A 23,959-nucleotide genomic window follows, 5' to 3' on the forward strand; every position below is an offset into this window, starting at 1 on the left:
CTACGCTCAATAGGCCCTTCGTAGACTATCTGCTTTTTTCTATAAACCGAGTACCTTTTTGCCTTGATTAAAGGTAATGTCAACCGGTATGCCAGCATCAGCAAGTTTTGCAAGGTCAGCGGCTAAGTTCGCTTTTATGATGCCGTAGTCAGCGACAAGCTTAGCAACCCCTTCATAGTCACCATCTCCTTGTAGCATTAGGATTTTCCTTGATAGGCTTGCGATGGCGGCTTCCATTTTTTCCATGTCAACGTAGTACAAGCCATCCTCATCCAATGCAAACGCGCCTTGCTCTTGAAAATAGTTAAAACGTATCATGTTGGCTTTACCATGAGCACTTGATGCACCAAAACGCACTGAACGAAATATACCAGCCATAAAGGTGACGTAATAATCTTTCAACACGCCTTCACTAATCTCGCCTTTTGCGAGTAGTTGCTGCACCATGTAAAGACCTAAAATATCAGCCTTACCTTCTTCAAGTGCACTGCCATGTTCTTTAAGAGCAGAACGAACGGTATCGTCACTGTTTAACACGGTTTTTACACCTAGACCGTGGGCGACCTCATGAAACATCGTATTGCCAAAAAAAGCATCAAAAGTGATGTGTTGTCTTTGTTGCGGACTAATTAGCATATCGGCGATAGGAACTAGGATATTGTCAAACTTCGCTCGCATTGCATTTTTAAGTTGTAGGCGGCGAGTACCTTTTGAAAGTTGTACTTCTTCATCATTTGGCAGGTTGATGGCAATGGTTTTACTGCCTGCGTTTGAGTGACCTGCATAGTAGATGACATCATAGGCATTAAGATCAGCATCGGTACCTGGCATTTGTGCTCTGTATTCTGGTGGAACAGGCAAACCTTGTTGAAGTGCGGGTAAAAAAGCCGCATATTTCGCTAAGCGTTCACTCCATGCCATATCTTTGAGCAAGACATAAGACTCAAAGGCCGCTCTGTAGCCAAACAATTGATCTTCATATACTTCGATTGGACCAATAACCACATCAATAGGATTATTTTTCATATCCATCCAGGCTAAGTCTGATGCCTGATAATTATTGGTCAACAATGCTTGTGCACGGAGGGTCAAATAGTTAGCAAAATCTTCATCTTCTGCGAGTGTCGCTGCTTTTGACAACAAAGTGGCCGCTTGGGTGAGTTCTTTTTTAAATTTAACGCTGTACTTTATCGCTTGTAAATTGCCACTGTCGTCGCGCACGACCATCGAGTATAAACCATCTTTATCTGCAAAATTAGCCTTGCTAAATTCCTCTTTGCTCATGTCGCTGGGGTAAAATTGTGCGCCAAGGGCTTTTTCGCCAAAACTCGACAAAAATGCTTTGTCACCATTTAGTCTGTCCCAAGGTCCATAGTTTATGTCAGCAAACTTACGCACCTTTGGATCTGAAATATTGGCTAAAAATTCGGCTTTATTTTGGCCGAAGGCTTGCTTCCAAAATAAGTCATCCATTATTTTTGATGCGTCTATCAGCAGGCCTAACATTTCTTTTTGTTTAACACTGTAGGCCGACAGATCAGCGCTCAAATCAACAGGGTGGTATATATCAAGTCGAGATTCGTCAATTAATAGCGATGGCCTTTGTGCTTGCGTTGAGGTTTCGGCAGAGGGCGCAGCCTCGGTATTGTTGGGCGCGGTTTGTTTTGAGCACGCAAATAATAATCCACAACTCAGTGCCAAAGCAGTAAGGGGAAATAAACGGGTGGTTGACAGCATAACTTTATCCTTGGAAGTATCTCTGTTCAAATAGAAATCATCACGATGGCGCGCCTTAATGCAAAGCAATTTCACCGCCAAAATTCGTTAACGTATTGTTACCAAGATTATGCAACTAAGCAAGCCCAATGTGTTAAGTCTTGTTGCCGACATTGGCAACAAGACTACTGTGATTTACTTTTGTAAATCTGGAAATATGCTTTGGCTTTGTGAAGGGCTCAATTGCCAATGCGCTGATGTGGCTTTAGCTAACCATTCGCGTACGTCGGTAGTGGGCATTAGGTCGCGTGCTTCAAATAACTGTTCATCGGCAAGGCCTGGCCAATTTCCATGAACTTTTCCTCCTGCTATTTGTGAGTTTTTGCTTAATGCGCCGCCAGCAAAGAACATCGCAGCACCTGTTCCGTGGTCGGTGCCTTGAGTGCCGTTAACTTTGACAGTGCGGCCAAACTCAGTGGTGATAACCACTAGCGTATCATTCCAAGTTTCTCCCAGTGCTTGGCGAAGCTGCATCATGCCTTGATCGAGTAGTTTATGCTGTCTTGCTAATCGACCCGGTTGATTGTTATGTGTATCCCACCCGCCTAGTTCTAACATCGCGCAATGGACCTTGGTATTTTTTGCAAGCAACTCACCACAGCGCTGCGCCAAATAGGGGAAGTTTGCGCGTTGCTTCTCCTGCATTTGCATGTTTGGATTTTCTTTTTGTGCGATTACTGTTTGCAGGTTGCTACTCAATGCATCGTCATTTTCATACATGCTTGCAAGCCGGCTCAGTAAATCTTCATCAGCTTCAGGGAAACTCGATGGATACCAAGTTTCTGCACGTACTTTTTGATTGCGCAGAGCAATAGGCACACTTCTCGCGATAGCGATGCCATTTCCTTGAATTTGTGCAGTCAGTCTACCCATCCAGCCATTTTCGTGTTCGGTGGTGTTTAAGCCCGATTCCATTTGATCTTGTGCGTCAAAATGAGAACGTTCGCGGTAGCCACTAGCAACGGCAACGACGGGCGACATTTGCTTGTTTTTGTATAACTCATGCATAAATTCAAGGCTAGGATGTAAGCCGTAACCTTTTTCAAGTGGCAGCAACTCATCCTTGATGGGTGTCAGTAATTGCGCACGATGGCGCATGAGATCAGGGTCAAATGTAGGGACAACGGTGTGCAAAGAATCTAGTGCTCCGCGCAAAAACACCCAAACGAGCTTATTTTTTCCGGCTTGATTTTTAGCCAACATTTGTAAAGGGTTTGCAGCAAGAGCCGCGCTACTTTGCATGAAAACCCAAGCTGCGGCACCTGCTTTAACAAATTGACGGCGAGCAATACTATTTGGGTATTTATCAGATGAAGCCATACTGTTTTTTTCATTATTTATCTCCGCTGAAAGTCTGGGCTCATGAGCAATAATGCTAGGGCTTGTTGTTTGCTTTCAGCTCGTTTTATATAAAGCAGCGTATCTGCATTGAGCAAGGGGCCTAGGGCTAATTTAGCTATCTCGCTAGGCTCACCTCTGCCATTGCTACGTTTTGTAATCACAGAGGCGAAATGATTGGCCCATTCAATACGGCTATTTAGTGCACTAGCACTTAACCAAGCGTTTTCTTTATCAGGGTAGCCCGCAGGAGAACCTGCATTAAAAAAGCCGTGGCCTAAAATTTCTAAGGTCATATACAAATTTGGTGAGGGTTTTTTCACGCCACATGCGCGGCATGCTGATATAACAAACTCTTTCGGTGTTTTTAGTTTTTCAGCATTTGTATGCCAACTGTCTGCGTGTTTAATGAGCGTTTTCATTACGCTGGGGATATGCCCTTTGGTATCAAGCCATGTTGTTTCCATCGCCTTAACCAGAGCCGGGCTTGGCTTGTCACTAATAAAATGCGTGGCAAGTTTGGTGCTCACATGTTTAGCTGTTGCTGGGTGATTGGCAAGATCATTAAGAATAGCCAAACCTTGGGCGTGATTTTTTTGCCCTTTAGGCATCGCCGCATATTTTTTGCCTAGTAAGGTGCGAGTACCGGGTTCGTTTGCATATTGTCTAAACTTAAACGTGGGGGCCTCGTCTTGCTTCATTGTACCGATACTCCAGCCAGTAATGGCTTTCGCCAGTTCAATGACGTCGGCTTGCGTATAACCTGAGCCAACACCAAGTGTGTGTAGCTCTAAAATTTCGCGGGCTAAATTTTCGTTTAAACCGCGTTTTCTCTTATTCTTTTTGCGCGGTTTTTTGCCTATCTTACTTGATGGACCAATAGATTTATCATTGTTTAAATACATCAGCATGGCAGGGTGTTGAGTAACGCTTTGCAACATGTCTGCAAATGAGCCATTAAGTTTTGGCGCAATGGCTTCTACTTCAAGGGTCGGTGCCAGTAAGGTCATTGGCATATTAGCCCGTGACACACTAAAATGATTTGAGAAAAAGTCTAATAAACGCCCTTGCAGTGGTTGTGAGTGATTAATGTTTGCGAGTGCCGTTTGTTGCGCTAAGGCTTTTGCTTCATCGACCATCGTTTTGCGCATGCCTTTTGTGCTTTGCATAGCCATACTGTTTTCGCCAGCCATATTATTTTCGCCTTCGCTTGGCGTCATCATTTTAGACTGTGCTTCTTCTTCGCGTTTTTCGGCTGCTTTATAATGATAATACCCACTAATCGCTTTTTCACTTGACCAGTTGGCCTTAGGCAGCTCAAAAGGCACGAGTTGCTTTATCAACCAAGCTTGGGCTTGTTCCATTGTGGTGCTACCGGCAAGCGCATCAACGCTTTTTTTGTCTGCACCTAAGGTGAATCGGTTCATGGCGATATAAGCATATTCATTGCGCATGAGAGAGTATCCAAACAAGTATAAATTTGTTTGAGTATAGGCTTAATGTTCTTACGAACAAGTATATTTACATTTCCTTTACATTTATTTGTTTATACCCTGTCTGGGCTTTATTATCTCGACTAATCGATGATGCTTGATTTAGGTGATTGGTCTTTTTTCTGAGTCGTGTAGTACCTTTAGCTAGGTATTTGAAAAATAGCAGTAGCGCAGAGCATGAACGCCTACTAAAAGAAAAACAGCAGACAGGCAATCACCATGAATAAAATAACTACCGTTCTCTTGTCCTTAGCGACTTCTGCAGCGCTCGCGCCTACGCTATTGGCTGAGGTCACAACACCCAGAGCAGACACTGCACCGCCAGATAGTGTAAGTGCTGCCGACTTTATTGACTTATTTGAAAAGTTGGGCGGCAAACACCCAGGCTTTCGAAAAGCGCATGCAAAAGGGACCTGTGCAAGTGGTGTGTTTAGGCCTAATCGCGACAATAAATACTTCAAAGACGCTGCGCTGTTCAGCCAAGACGCTTTGCCGCTAACAGTGCGCTATTCAGTGGGCAGCGCCAATCCATCTGCCGATGAGCGCTTGCCTGGTGCACGGGGTATGGGCGTGCAAATCAAATTGCCAAATGGCACTGCGCATACGATAACGGGTAATAGTGCCCCGGTATTTACAGGAAAAGATCCCGAAACCTTTTTTGGTTTTTTAACTCGCCTGTTGCCTGATGAAAATGGTCAAGTTGATTATGCACGCCTTGGTGCTTATATCGCTGCAAATCCAAGTGTTCAGGCAAGTGCTATGTGGTCTCGAACGACCCCTGCACCAGTATCATATGCCAATACGCCTTACTTTGGTCTGCATACCTTTTTCTTTGACAACCCAAACACGCAAGAAAAGACCAAATATAGATGGCATTTAACACCTAGCTTGGGTCATGTTGGCTTAACGAAAGAACAAATGACAACAATGCCAGCCGAGTTTTTAGATAACAAACTAAAAGCGCAAGTTGCTGATGAGGATATTAGCGTTTCGTATACCCTGTCCGCCACCATAGGTGAGGCGACAGACAGTGACATTGACCCTTCTGAAGTTTGGCCACAAGAGCGTGAACAAGTTGTGATGGGAACGATTAGTATCACTGAAGCCGGTTCAGCCGCCTGTGATAAAATGAATTTTGACCCCAATATTTTATCTGCAGGTTTTACGCCTAGCGCTGATCCGGTACTTAGATTACGCTCGCCCGCCTACGGTATTTCCTTTGGTAAACGCTTGAGTAATCAATAGGCTTAGAGCAGGAGTGAAAATGCGTCCATTTTTACTCCATTTCCCTTCTTAAGTTTGCTATAATCCGCGAAATTTTTTGAATCAGTTTGAAGCGCGTTTTTTTCGCTACTCATTTCAAACGACTAACGCAAGCGACAATGAATGAAGTTTACCCTAGTTAACACCGACGGCCTTGCGAGGCGTGGTCGAATAGAGTTTGACCGCGGTGTTATTGAGACACCCGCTTTTATGCCTGTGGGCACCTACGGAACCGTTAAGGGCATGACGCCTGAAGAACTTGCCGATACCGGTGCACATATTTGTTTGGGCAATACCTTTCACCTAATGCTACGCCCCGGTACCGCGATTATAAAAGATCACGGCGACCTGCATGATTTTATGCATTGGGATAAGCCAATTTTAACTGACTCTGGCGGTTTCCAAGTGTTTTCTTTAGGTGCAATGAGCAAAATTACCGAAGAAGGCGTGACCTTTAGGTCGCCAATCAATGGGGAAAAAATTCTTTTAACCCCTGAAAAGTCGATGGAAGTTCAGCGAGATTTAGGTTCAGACATCGTCATGATTTTCGATGAATGCACCCCTTTCCCGGCCACCGTTGAAGAGGCGCAGCGCTCCATGGAGTTGTCCCTTCGCTGGGCTAAACGCTCAAAAGAAGCGCATGGTGATAGTCCTGCAGCACTCTTTGGGATTATACAAGGTGGCATGTACGAGGGGCTTCGTGACGTTTCGCTGGCAGGACTTGAAGACATTGGTTTTGATGGCTACGCTATTGGTGGTCTTTCTGTAGGTGAACCAAAGCCAGACATGATGCGCATTGTTAAGCATACCGCGCCTCAAATTCCCGCCGACAAGCCAAGATATTTGATGGGTGTTGGTAAGCCTGAAGATATTGTTGAGTCGGTGCGCCGCGGCATTGATATGTTTGATTGCGTTATGCCAACACGAAATGCCCGCAATGGTCATTTGTTCGTGACCGATGGCGTGGTCAAAATAAGAAACGCCAAACACAAGACAGATACAGGGCCATTGGATGAAAAATGTGACTGTTACACTTGTAAAAATTATTCTCGGTCATATCTACATCACTTAGACAAATGCAATGAGATTTTGGGTGCACGTTTAAATACTATCCATAATCTGCGCTATTACCAATTGGTAATGGAAGCCCTGCGTGAGGCTATTAGCCAAAATGCGCTGGATGAGTATGTTGCGGTTTTTTATGCACAAAAAGGCATGGAAGTACCCGAGATATAATACGTGATGGCCGCATATAGTAGGTCCTGCACAATAAAATTAGTACACAACAAAAATATAAATTAACAAAAGGAAATTTAACATGAGTTTTTTCATTTCTAACGCACACGCACAAGCTGGCGGCGCTGCTGAAGGTCCAGGCTACGAAATGCTAATTATGCTAGCGGTGTTTGGTTTAATCTTTTACTTCTTACTTTATCGCCCGCAAGCGAAGCGTGTAAAAGAGCATAAAAATCTAATAGCTTCTATCAGTAAGGGTGACGAAATTCTTACTCAAGGCGGCATTGTTGGGAAAGTAACCAAAGTAGCTGATGATAAAGACTTTATTGAAATTGCTTTAAATGAAAGCAATCAAATCGTTGTGCAGAAGTCTGCTGTAAGTGCTGTATTGCCAAAAGGCACCATGAAATCAATTTAAATAAATACCGCAAACCATTGTCTTTTCAAAGGGGCAATGGTTTACCAGTATGTAGGAAGTTATTGTGTTAAACCAAACCCCTATTTGGAAGTACCTGTTAGTCTTGTTCGTACTAGGGATGTGTACCCTGTACGCTTTGCCTAATTTATACGGTGAAGACCATGCAGTACAAATCTCGTCAGGTAAAACAACAACCGTCACAAGCGACATGGTGTCGGCCGTTGAAACAAGTTTACAACAAGCCGAGATTGTTTATAAAGCGGTTGAATTTAAAGACGACAGACTGCTCGTTCGCTTAAATGATTCTGATACTCAGCTAGTAGCCCGCGAGCATTTGAATGATGCCTTTGGTGATAGCTATTTGGTCGCTATGAACTTAGCCCCAGACACACCGCCGTGGTTAGAGTCTTTGAATGCGGCCCCGATGAAACTTGGTCTTGATTTGCGTGGTGGCATACACTTTTTGATGGAAGTGGATATGAAAAGCGCGGTTAGCAAAGCCTTTGAAGATTCTATTGGCGATTTTCAAACTCAATTACGCGAAGAAGGTTTACGTTACCGGTCGGTTCGCCAAGTAGGGGATGTAATAGAAATTAGTTTCAGAGATCCTGATGTACTTGAAAGTGCTCAGTTTTATCTACGCCAAAATTACCGCAACATGGCGTTTACTGAAAGCGATGACCTTACCCTGCGCGCTAGTTTTACTGAAGCGCGTTTAGCGGAAATTAAAGACTACGCGGTGAAACAAAACATAACCATTATCCGCAGCCGTGTAAATCAGCTTGGTGTGGCCGAACCGTTAGTGCAAAAGCAAGGTGCAGAACGCATCGTTGTGCAATTACCAGGTATTCAAGATTCAACCTTAGCGCGTGAGATCCTAAACGCGACGGCGACACTAGATTTTAGATTAGTTGACCAAACTAATGACGTGCGCGATGCTGTAAGAGGCCGAGTGCCGGCTAGTTCACAGCTCAATTATGACCGCAATGGGCAACCCATTTTACTACGTAAAAAAGTCATGTTGACCGGCAGCCACATCATTGATGCAAACAGCAGTATTGACGAAAACGGCTTTCCTCAAGTGAATATTTCACTTGATTCGAAAGGCGGCAGTAAAATGTCAAATGCAACCAAAGATAATATTGGTAAACCTATGGCAACGGTATTTATAGAATACAAAGCCACTGACGAACGAGATGCACAAGGCAAGCTTATCTTTGAAAAGCATGAAGAAGTGATAAACGTGGCAACTATTCAAGCACGTTTAGGTAACTCATTCAGAATTACGGGTATAGATAGCCCTAAAGAAGCAAGAGATTTGAGTTTATTGCTGCGCGCGGGTGCCCTAATCGCGCCTATCCAAATTGTGGAAGAACGCACAGTGGGCCCAAGCCTTGGTGCTGAAAATATTAAAATGGGTATGCAGGCGATAGTATATGGTCTGATTGCCGTGCTCGCATTCATGCTTGTTTACTATAGAGCCTTTGGACTGGTAGCAAACATAGCCTTGGCAACCAACCTAATTATGATTATTGGTATTATGTCGATGATTCCGGGGGCGACGCTGACCCTACCTGGTATGGCTGGTATAGTATTAACCGTAGGTATGGCGGTTGACGCTAACGTCCTCATTTTTGAACGGATACGCGAAGAAATACGCGAAGGCAGAAGCCCTCAACAAGCCATCCATTTTGGCTATGATAATGCGTTTTCTACCATCTTAGATGCAAACATCACCACCTTCATTGCGGGTATGATTTTGTTCGCTGTCGGTACAGGCCCAATAAAAGGCTTCTCGATTACGTTGATGATAGGCATTGCGACGTCAATGTTTACCGCCATCGTTGTTACGCGTGTGTTAGTTAATTTGATTTGGGGCGGTAAACGCGTCAAATCATTGATGATATAAGGAGTTAGCAGATGAAATTTCAACTGTTGAAATTAAACGAGACGGTTAACTTCATGAAAGTAAGAGTGCCGGCGCTTATTTTCTCTATGATATTAATTATAGGGTCAATAACGTCGTTAGCCGTAAACCAATTAAATTGGGGCTTGGACTTTACCGGCGGCACTGAAATACAAGTGGCGTATCCCGATGGTGCTGATTTAAGTAAAGTAAGAAGTGACTTAGCGTCAGCCAATTTCCCTGATGCAATAGTGCAAAACTTTGGTAGCAGTCAAGACGTGCTAATAAGAATCGCCCCGCGTGACGATTTACCCAAGGATGAAGTTGGTTCAATTGTGGAAGCCGCTTTACAAAGCCAAGACCCTAACGTAGAGACTAAAAGTATTAGTTTTGTAGGGCCTAGTATAGGTGAAGAGCTTACTGAGCAGGGCGGATTAGCGATGCTCGTTGCGCTTATCTGTATTCTTATTTACGTGGCGATGCGCTTTGAGTACCGTTTTGCATTGGGTTCGGTTTCTGCGCTTTTGCATGATGTAATCATTACCTTAGGTTTGTTTTCGGTACTGCAGTTAGAGTTTGATCTAACAGTGCTTGCAGCATTGCTTGCGGTAATTGGTTATTCACTGAATGATACAATTGTTGTGTCTGACCGAATTCGTGAAAACTTTCGCAAAGTGAGAAAAGGTACGCCACTTGAGATTATCAACATTTCACTTACGCAAACCTTAAACCGTACAATTATTACATCATTAACGACTATCTTGGTATTGGTAGCGTTGTTTTATAAAGGCGGTGCGCTAATACATGGTTTTGCAACGGCTTTATTGTTTGGTGTATTCATTGGTACCTATTCTTCAGTCTACATTGCCAGCGCAGTCGCTTTGGCCTTGGGTATTAGTAAAGAAGACTTGATGCCAGTTGAAGTAGAAAAAGAAGGTGAAGATTTAGAGTCCTTTCAGTAAATCATCAACTCGTTGAACGAGCCCCAGCAACCTTGTGTTACTGGGGCTTTGTTTTATGAGAATGCCTATCAAATCTTAAGTTTTTAAGTTCAAAAGCAATCTTTAGCGCTAGTGCTACGTAACTACCTGCAAGCCTCCGGATTTTCAAACGTTTACTTAAAATGGAATACACGTGTTATGAATAAAATGAAATTGAGTTTAGCTATCGTAATTTTAACGATGGCAGGATGCATGTCGTGGGTCTTTGCAAAAACACCTTTTAACGATATGCCAGCAGGAAAATACAGTGTTGATTTGAGCCATGCGTCAATCGTTTGGAAGGTATCACATTTGGGCTTATCTAATTATGTCGCTCGTTTCGCTGACTTTGACGCCAGCATCGAGTACAACCCAAATGATGTTGAAGCCAGCAAAATTGTTGCTAGTATCAACCCTATGTCGATTCAAACGGCCTATCCTAATGCTGACGAAAAAGACTTTGATAAAATACTGGCAACAGACTCCGCATGGTTTAATGCGGGCAAATATGCAAGCATTGAATTTGTTTCTACATCTATAAAAATGACCAGCGATAAAAAGGCTGTTATGCAGGGTGAACTTAGCTTTTTAGGTGTCACTAAACCAGTTACCTTAGATGTCGTTTTTAATGGTGCTATGCCTCGTCAGCCTCTAAGTGGTAAACCTACAATGGGATTTTCTGCGACGACGACGATTAAAAGGTCATTGTGGGGAATGACAAAGTTTGTGCCTAATATTGGTGATGACGTAGAAGTCATGATTGAAGGCGAATTTGCAAAACTAGACTAATGTTTTTGGCGTTTATTAGGCAGCTTATCTATGCACAATGTTACTTCTGGTGTCACTAACCCACGCTATCATAGCCTGAGTATTTTATTGCACTGGCTAGTAGCATTAGGATTGTTATTTATGTTCGCAAGTGGCTTGTATATGGTAAATGCCGATATTAGTAAGGCCGAGCAATATAAGCTTTTCCAAATTCACAAAGCTTCTGGCGTGCTAATGCTGTGGGCGATCATTGCAAGAATAGCGGTGCGGGCTTTTACTCAGGCACCACCCATGATTAAGGGCCTAACAAAAACAGAAAATAAAGGCGCAAAGTTTGGTCATCTACTCTTGTATATAGGGCTTGTGGTAATGGTGTTGTCGGGTTGGTTAATGGTGTCGGCGAGTCCCTTTGGTCTGCCGACCTTGGTCTTTGTTGATTGGATAAACTGGCCCCACATCCCTTATGTTGCGCGAAACAAGAGCATCGAAGGCATTGCGAACAATATTCACTGGATTGCTGCCACAGCGCTAGCATGCTTAATTCTAGGGCATATAGGCGCGGTGATATGGCACAAAAAGAAACACAAGCTGAATCTCTTAACTAGAATGTGGTGGTCTAAAACATGATGGCAAAAAATAAATCAAAGCTTTCTTTCAAAAGCCAAGGCGCTTTTCTTCTTTGTTTCTTGATTGTGTTGAGCCTAGGAGCACATGCACTAGATGCATTTAACGCGAGCAATAAAGACAGCCACATCGCTTTTGCTGGCAAGCATGCGGGCATGAAATTCAGTGGTGTGTTTGAAAAATGGGAGGCAAGTTTGCTGTTGCCGCCGGCGAAAAATCCCAAAATCACGGCCAGTTTTGATCTGGCAACGGCAAAGACGGGCGATTTCACTTACGATTCAACCCTTAGCGAGGGTGATTGGTTTGATGTAAAAAATCATCCTATTGGCCGCTTTGAGAGTGACAGTATTGCGTATATTAACGGTCAATATGAAGTAAGCGGAAACCTCACTCTACGAGGTATATCAAAAGCACAACACTTTATACTGAAACCAGAAGGGGATAGCTTAAAGGCTAATTTTTCAATCAAGCGCTTAGATTATCGGATTGGACTAGACTCAGATCCTGACGCAGAGTGGGTAAGCAAAGATATTGTGATGTCGCTTAGTGTGAAGCTTCCTAAATAGAATATAAGCGGTGAACACATTTCACCGCTTCATTCCTCTAGAAAGGAGTAACTATTTTAGACGTTTTACAATGTTTTGTACGACACGAGGGTTACCAGCAACTAGGCCGTTCGCGCTACCTGGGGTTTTAAGTTCATCGTACAATGGGTCATTGTTGCCAGCATAATCGGTTACTAAGCCACCTGACTCCTTAACCAATAATTCACCCGCTGCCATGTCCCATGCTTTTAAACCTTTTTCCCAATAGCCGTCATAACGGCCAGCGGCGACATAAGCTAAATCAAGCGCTGCAGAACCTGAACGTCTTACATCACCACAGTCTTTGAACACTTTGGCGAATTTTTCAAGATCATCATTAAGGTTTGATTTATCTCTAAATGGCAACGCTGTGGCTAACAGGGTGTTAGATAGGTCTTTTGCTTTGGTACAACGCAGGCGATAGCCATTAAGCTGTGCACCACTACCTTTAGTTGCGGCAAATAGCTCGCCACGGATAGGATCAAATACGACTGCTTGATCAAGCTTACCTTTAAATATAAGTGCAATAGAAACGGCGAAATGTGGAATGCCGGCTATAAAGTTGCTAGTGCCATCGAGGGGGTCTATTACCCAAGTGAAGTCACTGTTCCCTTTAATAGAGCCACCTTCTTCACCAATAAAAGAGTGGTCAGGGAAAGACTGCTGAATTTTACTAATGATGGTTAGTTCAGCTTCTTTGTCAATTTTAGTGACAAAATCTTGCGCACCTTTTGATTGAATATCTAAATCATCACGATTTTCGTAACCGCGTGTAATCACATTTCCAGCCGCGCGCGCCGCGCGTACCGCTATATTAAGCATAGGATGCATACTAACCACCAAATTGTAAAAAGAACATTGTTGAAAACGGCGCGGATTGTAGCAGATAGTCCCGCGATCCTCAACAGCTCATACATAGTCACATTGCGCCCAAGCATGCGACTTGCTACACTATCTAACCGAGGTAGTTGTTCGCCCAACATCGGTGAACTATATGTATGCACTCAAGCGAAGGAAGTAGCACGCGCCCCCTATGAAAATGTTTACACTAACGTTGTTTTGTTTAGTCTCAATGTGCTTAAGCGCATGTGCCAAAAAAGAAGAACTTGTCATTCCTCCTGAAGACCTTATTGACATGACAAGTTATCAGCAAGAAGACTTATATCAAGCTATTCGTGATAACGATTTATCTCGCTTTAAAACAATACTTAGTTACGGCATAGATCCCAATTACTATTTTGCAGAAGAAACTTGGGATAAACGCCCAGGTGTAATGGAATTAGCGGTTTTGCATCGCCACGATGACTTTTTGGAGTTAGCACTAAGCCATCGCGGTAACCCCAATGCAATTACCGAAAACGGCGTTGAAACCCTCGCTTTTGTAGCGGTAGTCGATAACGATATAGACAAGCTAAAACTACTCATCAAACACGGTGCAGATATTGCGCTTAAAGGCGAAAACGATTACACCCTTTTTCACAAAGCAATCCTGATTAGGCGTTTTGAAATTGCTAGCTTTTTATATGATCAAGGCGCAGACACTACATCAACTGATCAATGGGGATATAGCCCTCTTGATACACTCAGAAAACACGAAGCACGGCAATTGTTAGACGATTCTGATCCGCTATATATAAGCCTAAAGCATAAATTAATTCGTGATGCATCTCTCAGCGCTAACTGAGCCTTTGTAAGTCAAATTGGTCTAAAAACATGCTTTAGTCATTGAAATAAAAATCAATTGTCATCCCAAAACCTAACATTTACGTTTTCATATGATACACTACGCGCCGTTAAAATTACTGGTCGCAAAACCTAGGTGCTTGATACACACCTTATCACTAGCTTGCTCAATTCGCTTGTAGGAATCAACATGCTCGACGCTATTAAAATTGTACTTGTGAATACATCGCACACCGGTAATATTGGCTCCGCTGCCCGTGCTATGAAAACAATGGGTTTAAAACAACTATACTTAGTAGATCCTGTCAGCGAACCTGATAGTAAAGCAAGTGCTTTAGCAGCCGGTGCGACCGATATTCTTGCTAATGCTATTATTGTTGATAGTTTAGAAGAAGCCATCGCAGATTGTGGCTTGGTCGTTGGAACATCTGCGCGCTCGCGTACTTTGTCATGGCCTATGTTAGATTCTCGCGAATGTGGTGAGAAGTTGATTAGCGAAGCAGCTAATTACCCGGTTGCCTTAGTATTTGGCCGAGAAAATAGCGGGCTAACAAATGAAGAATTACAACAGTGTAATTTCCATGTTTGTATAAATGCCAATCCTGAATACAGCTCCTTGAATTTAGCCGCTGCAGTGCAAACACTTTGCTATGAAATTAGAATGCACAGTATTGCGTTAGAAAGGGCGCCTTATAAAGAGCAAGAAGCGGTAGCAAGTCCGTATCCATTATCTAAAGAACTTGAAAACTTTTACACCCATTTTGAGTCAACTTTCGCCGAAGCCGGTTTTATCCGTACTAAACATCCAGGCGTAATTATGTCTAAGGTACGGCGCATGTTTAATCGTACCCGCTTAGAATCCCAAGAATTAGCCATACTGCGCGGGATGTTGTCGTCGGTTGATAAAACCATCGAAAAATCTAAATAAGAATCGCCATTATGTTCAGTCGAATATCAGAAGATATAAATAGTGTTTTTGCTCGTGACCCTGCAGCCCGTCATAAGTGGGAAGTGTTTTTTAACTACCCTGGTCTACATGCGGTCTGGTTACATCGAATTAGCTACAAATTATGGTCGTGGAATTTAAAAACAATCGCCCGTTTTTTATCGAATATCAGTCGTTTTGTCACTGGGATTGAAATACACCCAGCGGCGCAATTGGGTAGACGCGTATTTATCGATCATGGAATGGGTGTGGTTATTGGTGAAACGGCAATATTGGGTGATGATGTAACCCTATACCATGGTGTTACACTAGGTGGCACGAGCTGGAAAGCGGGTAAACGGCATCCAACCCTAGGCAACAATGTGGTGGTTGGTGCTGGCGCTAAAGTATTGGGCCCAATTGAAATTCATGAAAATGCGCGTATAGGCTCCAATTCAGTAGTGGTCAAAGATGTTCCTGCATCTGCAACCTGTATTGGCGTGCCAGGTCGTATTATTATGCCAGCAAAAGAATCTACGCAAACTAATGGTAAGCGCAAAGCAATTGCAAAAAAATATGGATTTGACGCGTATGCGATTGCCGACGACAATCCTGATCCAGTGGCAAATGCCTTGGGCATAATGCTTGAACACGTGCACCTGATGGACAACAAAGTTGAAGAAATGTGTAAGGTGATTCAGTCTTTAGGTGGTGATGTTTGTACTGATGCCATGCCTAAACTAAATGCCGCTGACTTTGCAGACACAGGCATATCACCAACCGTGAAAAAGGCAGCAGAAGACGCCTTTGATCCTCACATATAGCTAGGAAGAGCGCGTAGCAAAAAGCTAATTTCCATGCCGATAGTGCAGCGCTAATACCTGACTAAAACAGTCGGGTATATTCTTGACAAATTTAGTCAGGTATATACAATTTGGCGTATCGAAATTAACATGGGAAAAGTGCTATGAAGTTAACATCTAAGGGTAGGTATGCGGTTACTGCTATGCTTGATGTCGCTTTGCATTCTCATGCAGGCCCAGTGCCATTAGCCGACATTTCTGAGCGGCAAGCGATTTCATTGTCGTATTTAGAGCAATTGTTTTCTCGTTTACGCAAAGAAGCCTTAGTGACCAGTGTTCGTGGTCCAGGTGGTGGTTATTGTTTAGCTAAAGAAGCAAACAATATCGCGGTTGGTGATGTGATTCGAGCAGTTGATGAGAGTGTCGATGCAACAAGGTGCCAAGGCCAATCAGACTGCCAAGGCGGCGAACGCTGTTTGACTCATAGTTTATGGCAAGATTTGAGTGATCGTATTAGCACTTTTTTAAACAGTATTACCTTGGGCGAGCTTATGCAGCAACGCCAAGTGAAAGACGTCGCTGGCAGGCAGAATAGAACAGCCAAAAGTATTTTGCAGAATATTGAAATCAGTATGCAGTTATAAGCGGAGTAAAAGATGAGTAAATTGACCTTACCGATTTATCTGGACTATTCGTCTACTACACCGGTTGATCCGCGCGTTGCTGATGCAATGAAAGAGTGCTTAACGCTTGACGGGAACTTTGGCAATCCAGCATCACGTTCACATAAGTTTGGATGGGTAGCAGAAGAAGCGGTCGATATTGCTCGTAATAACATTGCCGACTTAGTGAATGCAGATCCTCGCGAGATCGTGTTCACGTCGGGCGCTACTGAGTCAAATAATCTAGCGATTAAAGGTGCGGCTAAATTCTACCAGAATCGCGGTAAGCACATCATCACTTTACAAACAGAACACAAAGCAGTGCTTGATACAACGGGTCAACTTGAGCGCGAGGGATTTGAAGTCACCTACATGTTACCAAAAGCCAATGGCTTGGTTGATTTAGGTGAGCTTAAAGCAGCAATGCGCGACGACACCGTACTTGTATCAATCATGCACGTGAATAACGAAATTGGCGTTATTCAAGATATTGCCGCGATTGGCGAGATGTGCCGCGAACGCAACATCATCTTCCATGTAGATGCTGCACAAAGTACAGGTAAAGTCCCCATCGATTTACAAAGCTTGAAAGTCGATTTGATGTCGTTTTCTGCACATAAAACCTATGGTCCAAAAGGGATTGGTGCCTTGTACGTTCGTCGTAAACCAAGAATCAGGCTCGAAGCACAAATCCATGGTGGCGGTCATGAGCGAGGTATGCGTTCAGGTACCTTGGCTACTCACCAAATAGTAGGCATGGGCGAAGCTTTTCGCATTGCTAAAGAAGAAATGGCGACTGAAAACGAACGCATCAAAATGCTTAGAGACAAGCTATATAACGGCATCAAAGATATAGAGGAAGTTTATCTCAATGGTGACGTGGACCAGCGCGTCGCGCACAACTTAAACGTCAGCTTCAATTATGTTGAAGGTGAATCGCTAATTATGGCACTTAAGGATATCGCAATATCTTCAGGATCCGCGTGTACATCAGCTAGCCTTGAACCGTCATACGTTTTACGCGCACTAGGTTTGAACGATGAACTAGCGCATAGCTCAATTCGGTTTAGCATAGGCCGCTTTACGACCGAAGAAGAAATAGATTACGTTATAAATGTGGTGGTAAATTCAATCGACAAGCTGCGTGAAATGTCGCCACTTTGGGAAATGTTCAAAGACGGCACCGATTTAAATGCTGTAGAACCCGCTCATCACTAATTGAAACTCTAAATAACGACGTTGAAGCTAAATATCAGCGCAATAAAATAATACCTTTAACTGAAGATGGTATGAAAGTAGCGGTTGATGGTTGCAAAAGTAAGCACATGTAAGCGCAGACTTGCTTAGTAACCTAGGTAGCCAGTAAAATATAAAATAACCGGCGAAGCAATGGTCGTCTTTACATCTTAATAAGCGTACAAAGCATGAATTATTTTTCACTTTTTGATATTGAACCTCAGTATCAGATTGACCTAGTCACACTCGAGCAACGATACAAAACACTCCAACGCTTGACACAAGCTGATCGTTTTGCAAATGCTAGCGATCAACAAAAGCGTATGCACATACAAAAGAATGCCCAAATCAGCGATGGCTATTATGTATTAAAAGATATGATCTTACGCGGTGAGCATTTGATTGAACTAAGAGGGGTTGAACTACCCAGCGAACAAGAGACGATAGGCGACACGGCATTTTTAATGGAGCAAATGGATTTACGCGAGGCACTTGCCAGTGCTAATGAACCGGCTAAACTCGAAGCCCTTAATCGCACCATTTCAGACTCTATAGCTGATTACATCGATAGAATTACTATGCATTTGCAAACAAGTGATGAGGCAAAAAATAAACTTGCAGGGCTTGAGCTAAGCAAACTTAAGTTTCTAAAAAAGTTAGCGAGCGAAGCGAAAGCACGTGAGCAAAATTTAAATAGATAAAAAGAACAGTAAGTAGATGCAAAACGGATGCGGCCAAAAAGACAATAAAATTAGCACTGGCAGGACAGCCAGTAGACGATACTTAGTTAGGCAGTTACAATATGAGTACAGCGGTATACTTTCTAGTAAAGGTAGCCAAATATTCAATTAATCAGTCTCGTGAACAGCATTACCAAAAATTAGATTAGTGTTTTGTGCTTAACTTGCATATAATCGCGCGCTACCAAAAGACTTCGTCGAGCATTATGTGGTTTATGCCTTATTAATAGGCAAATGAGAAGCAATAGACATAGCGCACAGGCAATAAACATATATAAAATACGATATATAGGAATTCAACATGGCTTTAGAACGTACATTTTCGATAATCAAACCTGACGCAGTTGCTAAAAACGCAATCGGCGCAATTTACAATCGCTTTGAATCAGCAGGCTTGCGCATTGTCGCTTCGAAAATGCTTCATTTAAGTAGAGATAAAGCAGAAGGTTTTTATGCTGAGCACAAAGAACGTCCATTTTTTGGTGCGTTAGTGGATTTCATGACTTCAGGTCCTGTTATGGTTCAAGTCTTAGAAGGTGATAATGCTGTAGTTAAAAATCGCGAAATTATGGGCGCAACTAACCCAAGCGACGCTGCTGCCGGCACACTACGTTCTGATTACGCGGCGTCAATTGACGAAAATGCAGTGCATGGTTCAGATGCGCCAGAATCTGCAGCACGCGAAATCGCGTTTTTCTTCTCTGACGAAGAAATTTGCCCACGTACACGCTAAGCAATACGTAATTGTCAAAAAAAGGGAGCGTTGGCTCCCTTTTTGCATTAGATTATATTTATTATTGCGAGTGTCAAAAACTAGTAATCAATTGGTTTATCTGTAGTTTAGCCAATTTGTACAAACAATATTATAGCGTTAACTAAAGGTGCTCAATGTCGGTCAATGTTCAAAATGCCTCAGAAACTAGCGATAGTAGCCAGGCAATACCTGCAAAAAAGGTAAATTTACTCAATTTCAATCGCAAAGGTTTACGAGAGTACTTTGCTAGTATTGGTGAAAAGCCTTTTCGAGCTGAACAAGTGATGAAGTGGATATATCAAGAAGGTAAATCTGACTTCAATGAAATGACCAATTTAAATAAAACCTTGCGCACAAAACTCATTAATCAATGTGAAGTGCGGGCTCCAGAAATTTCTGAACATCAGCAAGCCACTGACGGTACGATTAAATTTGCTATTATTTTAGATGGTGGACAAGAAGTTGAGACGGTTTGGATCCCCGAAACCGATCGCGCAACGCTATGTGTTTCTTCTCAGGTTGGCTGTGCACTTGAATGTACGTTTTGTTCAACCGCTCAACAAGGGTTTAATCGTAATCTCTCTGTGGCTGAGATCATCGGTCAAGTATGGCGAGTGGCTACCTTTATAGGTCTTTCAAAGGACACTTCGCAACGACCTATTACCAATGTGGTTATGATGGGAATGGGTGAGCCTCTTCTTAATTTAAAGAATGTTGTTCCGGCTATGGACATCATGCTCGATGATTTTGGCTTCGGCTTGTCAAAACGCAGGGTAACATTGTCGACCTCTGGTGTGGTGCCAGCACTTGATATGCTTGGTGACCAGATTGACGTCGCTTTAGCCATTTCATTGCATGCTGCTGACAATACTTTGCGTGATGAAATTGTACCAGTAAATAAAAAGTATCCTATTGAGGAGTTCTTAGCGGCGGTAAGACGCTACTTAGCTAAATCAAAGGCGAATCAAGGTCGTGTTACGGTTGAATATGTGATGCTCAACGGCATTAATGATAGTACCGACCAGGCTCACGAACTAGCACGAGTACTTAAAGATACACCGAGTAAAATAAACCTTATTCCTTTTAATCCATACCCCGGTTCGCCATATACCTGTTCGAGCAATTCAAGAATTGATAGATTTTCGAAAGTGTTAATGAGCTACGGGTTTACTACCGTTGTACGCAAAACCAGGGGTGATGATATTGATGCTGCTTGTGGTCAGTTAGTCGGTGATGTAGTCGATAGGACAAAACGATTATTGAAAAAGCAAATGCAAGGCAAACCTATTTCTGTAAGGGTGTCTGAATAAATCCATAAACGAGTCTGCACTTGTGCCGACGAATAAAGGTAAAATGTCTATGTTGAAGAAACTGTCTGTAATTATAGCAATAATAATGTTGGTGGCCTGTACATCACAGCCGGTAGAAAAGGGATTTACTGGGACCGGAGATTTTGACAGAGTCGAAGCGGCAAAAACGCGCGTAAGTTTAGGCTTAACCTATTTAAAAAACGGCAATTTTAGCCAAGCAAAATTCAACCTAGACAAGGCCTTAGAGTTTAATCCGCGTTCAGGTCAAGCAAATTATGCGATGGCGTTTTATTACCAACAAGTTGATGAGAATGAGCGTGCTCACGAGTACTTTAAAAAAGCTATTTCTTTGTCACAAGACGACCCTGACATTCTGAACAGTTATGGTGCGTTTTTATGTAAACAAGGTGATTACGATGAAGCCAAGCGATTGTTTTTAGAAGCTGTGGATGACAAAAGTTATGTATCTACGGCCGAAACTTATGAGAACTTAGCCATTTGTAGCGAAAGCCAAGGTAAAGTAGAAGAAGCAATTACCTACTTTAATAGTGCCCTAAATCATCAGCCTACGCGAGCGACTAGTTTGTTGTATTTATCGCAGCTCTACACCCAAACGGGTCAATGGGACTTAGCTAAGAAATCCTTATGGAAATATGAGCGTAACGCTAGTGTTAACGCGGATTCATTATGGTTGTCATTCCAAATCGCACAGGGGCAAGGAGACCTGCCTGCCTCTGCTGAATATGTAGCATTGCTAAAACGTTTGTACCCAGATAGTCCAAATACAGCAAAAGCAAAAGCGCTAGTAGGGACACTTGCCCCAGGCATGGCGGTAACTCAAAAAAATAGGAGCATTTCACAAACTCCTGTCAGCACAGTCGCTACAAGTGAACAAAAAAGTGAACCTGTAAACCCCGTTGATGTACAAAGCAGTGTTGAAGTAGAACAGCCAGCGAGCCGTGTAGAAGAAGTTGATGATACAAGCAGTGCGGTAAATCTTGATAGCACTGATGATATAGTAAATAATGCGGGTCGTCCGTTTCATATCGTAAAGCCGAAAGAAAACTTGTACCGTATTTCATTGAAATACAATGTAAAGGTGATAAAACTGCTAGAATGGAATGACATAGATGACGCTTCATCTATTTCAATTGGCACTAAGTTGTGGGTAGGGGATCCAAAAACAAATGAGTAAAGAAGAAAAACGATCAAGAAAGGCTCAAACACCGCAAGAAACAGCGTCACCAGAAGTTGCATTTGAAAACAGTCCAGGGAAGCAATTAGTTAAGGCAAGAGAAGCATTGGGTTTGACTAGTCAGCAAGTCGCTGACAGGCTGCATCTGCGTTTACCTAGCGTAAAAGCGGTAGAAGAGGATGCTTTAGAACAAGGCGTATCGGTGACCTTCAATAAGGGCTATGTTCGTTTGTACGCTAAGTTGGTTAATTTAGAAGTGCAGCCTTTGCTTGACGCATACGATATGCTGCATACACAAGACAATCAGCCAGCCAAATTGCAAAGCTTTTCTAGAAGAGTGTCAAGAGAAGCCGATGACCACAAGTGGAATATGGTGACTATCGTCATCGTATTGTTAGTTTTGGGTTCGGTTATTGGTTGGTGGTGGCAGCAGTCAGACTCACTGGCTGACTCACAAAGTTTTGTATCAAAGACATTTGATAGTCTATTTAGTGAATCAGAGCAACAAGCACAAAATGAAGGTGATGAAGCTGACGAGCAGGAAGCTGACTTAGATACTTTAAATTTGAATGAAGAATCTGGCCTTATGCGTCAAGATACAGGGCCAGCTATTCCTGAAGAAGTTGTCAATGCTATTGAAGATGCACAATCTAGCTTGAGTGAAGAAATTGATGAAGCACAAGAAGCCGGCGCGACACTTAGCGAAGATGGAGAAGAGATCATAGGCGACGCCAGTGATGCGCTTGAAGATGAGGCTAACAATCTTATTAATGACACTGCAGCGCTTGGCGAGGGTGCGAGCGGTGCAACAGAAACGGTCAATGGCGTTAGCATAAATTCAGACGGTACAGTTGACATGGTGTTTACCTTTGACGACGATTGTTGGGTTAGTATTAAAGACGTCAACGATGAAATCATTGCTGTAGGTGTGAAAGCAAAAGGCCGCGTGATGAGTATATCAGGTCTACCGCCTATCAGCGTTATTTTAGGAGCGCCGCAAAGCGTAGCAATCAACTTTGGTGGTAAAGAAGTTGATATGAGCGTACACCCGGCGACCAAAACCGCCAATTTCTTATTGTCTGTAGAGAGTGAGTAATGTTTGCAGAGTCACCTATAAAACGTCGTCAATCGACCAGAATTAATGTTGGTAATGTAGCTATTGGTGATGGTGCGCCAATAGCCGTACAATCGATGACCAATACTGAAACTACCGATGTTGCAGCGACCGTTGCGCAAATAAATCGCATCCAAGCGGTTGGCGCAGATATAGTGCGCGTGTCGGTACCTACCATGGACGCGGCTGAAGCATTTAAGCTGATTAAACAACAAGTCACTATTCCGCTTGTCGCTGACATTCATTTTGATTATCGAATTGCACTTAAAGTGGCTGAATACGGTGTCGATTGTTTACGTATTAACCCGGGAAACATTGGTAATATTGACCGCGTGAGAAGTGTTGTAGATTGTGCGCGCGATAATAACATTCCTATTCGAATAGGCGTAAATGGCGGTTCACTCGAACGTGATTTGCAAGAAAAGTATAAAGAGCCGACGCCTGAAGCCTTATTAGAATCAGCGATGCGTCACGTTGACATCCTTGACAAGCTTAATTTTGATCAATTCAAAGTATCGGTTAAAGCATCGGATGTGTTTTTAGCCGTTGGCGCATATAGACTGTTAGCAAAACAGATTGACCAACCATTACATTTGGGTATTACTGAAGCGGGTGGATTGCGCTCAGGTTCAGTAAAAAGCGCGGTCGGTTTAGGCATGCTACTAGCTGAAGGAATAGGTGATACCCTACGTGTATCACTAGCGGCCGATCCGGTAGAAGAAATTAAAGTTGCTTTTGATATTCTAAAGTCTTTACGAATTCGCTCGCGAGGGATTAACCTCATAGCGTGTCCTAGTTGTTCAAGACAAGAGTTTGACGTAATTAGCACTGTGAACGCGCTTGAACAAAGGTTAGAAGATATTATTATGCCACTTGATGTCTCAATCATTGGTTGTGTAGTTAATGGTCCAGGCGAAGCTGAAATCTCAGATATAGGCTTGACCGGTGCACGTAATATGAGTGGTTTTTATGAAGACGGTGTGCGCCAAAGAGAACGATTCGCCAATGACCAACTTGTTGATAAACTAGAGCAAAAAATACGCGCGAAAGTGAAAGCGAAATCAGCAATGCTAGATGAAAACAATCGAATTAATGTTGCTGTGTCAAATAGTGACTAATCAAAGCATCTGATAAGCGCGTTTAACGCGCTT

23 protein-coding genes are annotated in these 23,959 nt (G+C 43.0%); 19 read left to right on the forward strand and 4 right to left on the reverse strand.

Translation table 11 applies throughout. From position 1 onward, the window contains the following. Positions 1 to 39: 39 nt before the first annotated feature. The 3 genes from AC0L6H_RS11150 to AC0L6H_RS11160 all read right to left on the reverse strand — a co-directional run bounded on the left by AC0L6H_RS11150 (position 40) and on the right by AC0L6H_RS11160 (position 4,568). Entirely contained in the window at positions 40 to 1,737 is a 1,698-nt protein-coding gene (locus AC0L6H_RS11150) for a dipeptidyl-peptidase 3 family protein (RefSeq protein WP_473394385.1), read from the reverse strand. Between the two features lie 174 nt (positions 1,738 to 1,911). Further along, positions 1,912 to 3,096, reverse strand: a complete 1,185-nt coding sequence (locus AC0L6H_RS11155; protein ID WP_473394386.1) for a DUF1501 domain-containing protein — start codon at positions 3,094 to 3,096, stop codon at positions 1,912 to 1,914. Positions 3,097 to 3,113: 17 nt separating this feature from the next. After that, complete coding sequence (locus AC0L6H_RS11160) at positions 3,114 to 4,568, reverse strand: DUF1800 domain-containing protein (RefSeq protein WP_473394388.1); 1,455 nt, start codon at positions 4,566 to 4,568, stop codon at positions 3,114 to 3,116. A 258-nt stretch (positions 4,569 to 4,826) separates the two neighbouring features. Here AC0L6H_RS11160 and AC0L6H_RS11165 point away from each other — a divergent pair, with 258 nt between their 5' ends. The 8 genes from AC0L6H_RS11165 (at position 4,827) to AC0L6H_RS11200 (ending at position 12,368) form a co-directional block, all read left to right on the forward strand. Continuing rightward, positions 4,827 to 5,852 carry a catalase family peroxidase gene (locus AC0L6H_RS11165; RefSeq protein ID WP_473394389.1) on the forward strand — a complete coding sequence of 342 codons (1,026 nt, stop codon included), beginning with the start codon at positions 4,827 to 4,829 and terminating at the stop codon, positions 5,850 to 5,852. A 141-nt stretch (positions 5,853 to 5,993) separates the two neighbouring features. Next, on the forward strand, positions 5,994 to 7,106 hold the full coding sequence (tgt, locus tag AC0L6H_RS11170; protein ID WP_473394390.1) for a tRNA guanosine(34) transglycosylase Tgt: 1,113 nt from the start codon (positions 5,994 to 5,996) through the stop codon (positions 7,104 to 7,106). Between the two features lie 82 nt (positions 7,107 to 7,188). Further along, on the forward strand, positions 7,189 to 7,524 hold the full coding sequence (gene yajC, locus AC0L6H_RS11175; protein ID WP_473394391.1) for a preprotein translocase subunit YajC: 336 nt from the start codon (positions 7,189 to 7,191) through the stop codon (positions 7,522 to 7,524). Positions 7,525 to 7,588: 64 nt separating this feature from the next. Then, positions 7,589 to 9,433 carry a protein translocase subunit SecD gene (gene secD / locus AC0L6H_RS11180; RefSeq protein WP_473394393.1) on the forward strand — a complete coding sequence of 615 codons (1,845 nt, stop codon included), beginning with the start codon at positions 7,589 to 7,591 and terminating at the stop codon, positions 9,431 to 9,433. An 11-nt stretch (positions 9,434 to 9,444) separates the two neighbouring features. Then, the gene (gene secF, locus AC0L6H_RS11185) at positions 9,445 to 10,392 is read left to right on the forward strand and encodes a protein translocase subunit SecF (RefSeq protein ID WP_473394394.1); all 948 of its coding nucleotides are present in this window, start codon (positions 9,445 to 9,447) and stop codon (positions 10,390 to 10,392) included. 177 nt (positions 10,393 to 10,569) lie between these two features. Further along, on the forward strand, positions 10,570 to 11,199 hold the full coding sequence (locus AC0L6H_RS11190; RefSeq protein WP_473394395.1) for a YceI family protein: 630 nt from the start codon (positions 10,570 to 10,572) through the stop codon (positions 11,197 to 11,199). Between the two features lie 30 nt (positions 11,200 to 11,229). Further along, on the forward strand, positions 11,230 to 11,805 hold the full coding sequence (locus AC0L6H_RS11195) for a cytochrome b (RefSeq protein WP_473394396.1): 576 nt from the start codon (positions 11,230 to 11,232) through the stop codon (positions 11,803 to 11,805). Next, complete coding sequence (locus AC0L6H_RS11200) at positions 11,802 to 12,368, forward strand: YceI family protein (RefSeq protein WP_473394397.1); 567 nt, start codon at positions 11,802 to 11,804, stop codon at positions 12,366 to 12,368. The genes AC0L6H_RS11195 and AC0L6H_RS11200 overlap by 4 nt, the downstream gene beginning before the upstream one ends. A gap of 51 nt (positions 12,369 to 12,419) precedes the next feature. On the opposite strand, the gene suhB is transcribed toward AC0L6H_RS11200, so the two are convergent. Then, complete coding sequence (gene suhB / locus AC0L6H_RS11205) at positions 12,420 to 13,217, reverse strand: inositol-1-monophosphatase (RefSeq protein ID WP_473394398.1); 798 nt, start codon at positions 13,215 to 13,217, stop codon at positions 12,420 to 12,422. A 202-nt stretch (positions 13,218 to 13,419) separates the two neighbouring features. Here suhB and AC0L6H_RS11210 point away from each other — a divergent pair, with 202 nt between their 5' ends. The 11 genes from AC0L6H_RS11210 (at position 13,420) to ispG (ending at position 23,926) form a co-directional block, all read left to right on the forward strand. After that, complete coding sequence (locus tag AC0L6H_RS11210; protein WP_473394399.1) at positions 13,420 to 14,070, forward strand: ankyrin repeat domain-containing protein; 651 nt, start codon at positions 13,420 to 13,422, stop codon at positions 14,068 to 14,070. Positions 14,071 to 14,259: 189 nt separating this feature from the next. Next, a complete protein-coding gene (gene trmJ / locus AC0L6H_RS11215; RefSeq protein ID WP_473394400.1) occupies positions 14,260 to 14,997 on the forward strand; it encodes a tRNA (cytosine(32)/uridine(32)-2'-O)-methyltransferase TrmJ in 738 nt (245 codons plus the stop codon). Positions 14,998 to 15,008: 11 nt separating this feature from the next. Then, the gene (gene cysE / locus AC0L6H_RS11220; protein ID WP_473394402.1) at positions 15,009 to 15,818 is read left to right on the forward strand and encodes a serine O-acetyltransferase; all 810 of its coding nucleotides are present in this window, start codon (positions 15,009 to 15,011) and stop codon (positions 15,816 to 15,818) included. Between the two features lie 143 nt (positions 15,819 to 15,961). After that, positions 15,962 to 16,441, forward strand: coding sequence for a Fe-S cluster assembly transcriptional regulator IscR (iscR, locus tag AC0L6H_RS11225; protein WP_473394403.1), 480 nt, complete (start codon positions 15,962 to 15,964; stop codon positions 16,439 to 16,441). 21 nt (positions 16,442 to 16,462) lie between these two features. Continuing rightward, positions 16,463 to 17,677 carry an IscS subfamily cysteine desulfurase gene (locus tag AC0L6H_RS11230; protein WP_473394516.1) on the forward strand — a complete coding sequence of 405 codons (1,215 nt, stop codon included), beginning with the start codon at positions 16,463 to 16,465 and terminating at the stop codon, positions 17,675 to 17,677. A gap of 206 nt (positions 17,678 to 17,883) precedes the next feature. Next, a complete protein-coding gene (gene hscB, locus AC0L6H_RS11235) occupies positions 17,884 to 18,396 on the forward strand; it encodes a Fe-S protein assembly co-chaperone HscB (protein ID WP_473394404.1) in 513 nt (170 codons plus the stop codon). A 340-nt stretch (positions 18,397 to 18,736) separates the two neighbouring features. Then, positions 18,737 to 19,168, forward strand: coding sequence for a nucleoside-diphosphate kinase (ndk, locus tag AC0L6H_RS11240; protein WP_473394405.1), 432 nt, complete (start codon positions 18,737 to 18,739; stop codon positions 19,166 to 19,168). A 155-nt stretch (positions 19,169 to 19,323) separates the two neighbouring features. Next, positions 19,324 to 20,499 (forward strand): dual-specificity RNA methyltransferase RlmN, encoded by a 1,176-nt coding sequence (rlmN, locus tag AC0L6H_RS11245; RefSeq protein ID WP_473394406.1) that lies wholly within the window; start codon positions 19,324 to 19,326, stop codon positions 20,497 to 20,499. 49 nt (positions 20,500 to 20,548) lie between these two features. After that, on the forward strand, positions 20,549 to 21,694 hold the full coding sequence (pilW, locus tag AC0L6H_RS11250) for a type IV pilus biogenesis/stability protein PilW (protein WP_473394407.1): 1,146 nt from the start codon (positions 20,549 to 20,551) through the stop codon (positions 21,692 to 21,694). Then, on the forward strand, positions 21,687 to 22,790 hold the full coding sequence (locus AC0L6H_RS11255; protein ID WP_473394408.1) for a RodZ domain-containing protein: 1,104 nt from the start codon (positions 21,687 to 21,689) through the stop codon (positions 22,788 to 22,790). Before pilW ends, AC0L6H_RS11255 begins: the two co-directional genes overlap by 8 nt. Next, the gene (ispG, locus tag AC0L6H_RS11260) at positions 22,790 to 23,926 is read left to right on the forward strand and encodes a flavodoxin-dependent (E)-4-hydroxy-3-methylbut-2-enyl-diphosphate synthase (RefSeq protein ID WP_473394409.1); all 1,137 of its coding nucleotides are present in this window, start codon (positions 22,790 to 22,792) and stop codon (positions 23,924 to 23,926) included. The genes AC0L6H_RS11255 and ispG overlap by 1 nt, the downstream gene beginning before the upstream one ends. Positions 23,927 to 23,959: the final 33 nt, after the last annotated feature.

It is taken from the genome of Glaciecola sp. G7-5 (assembly GCF_055808975.1).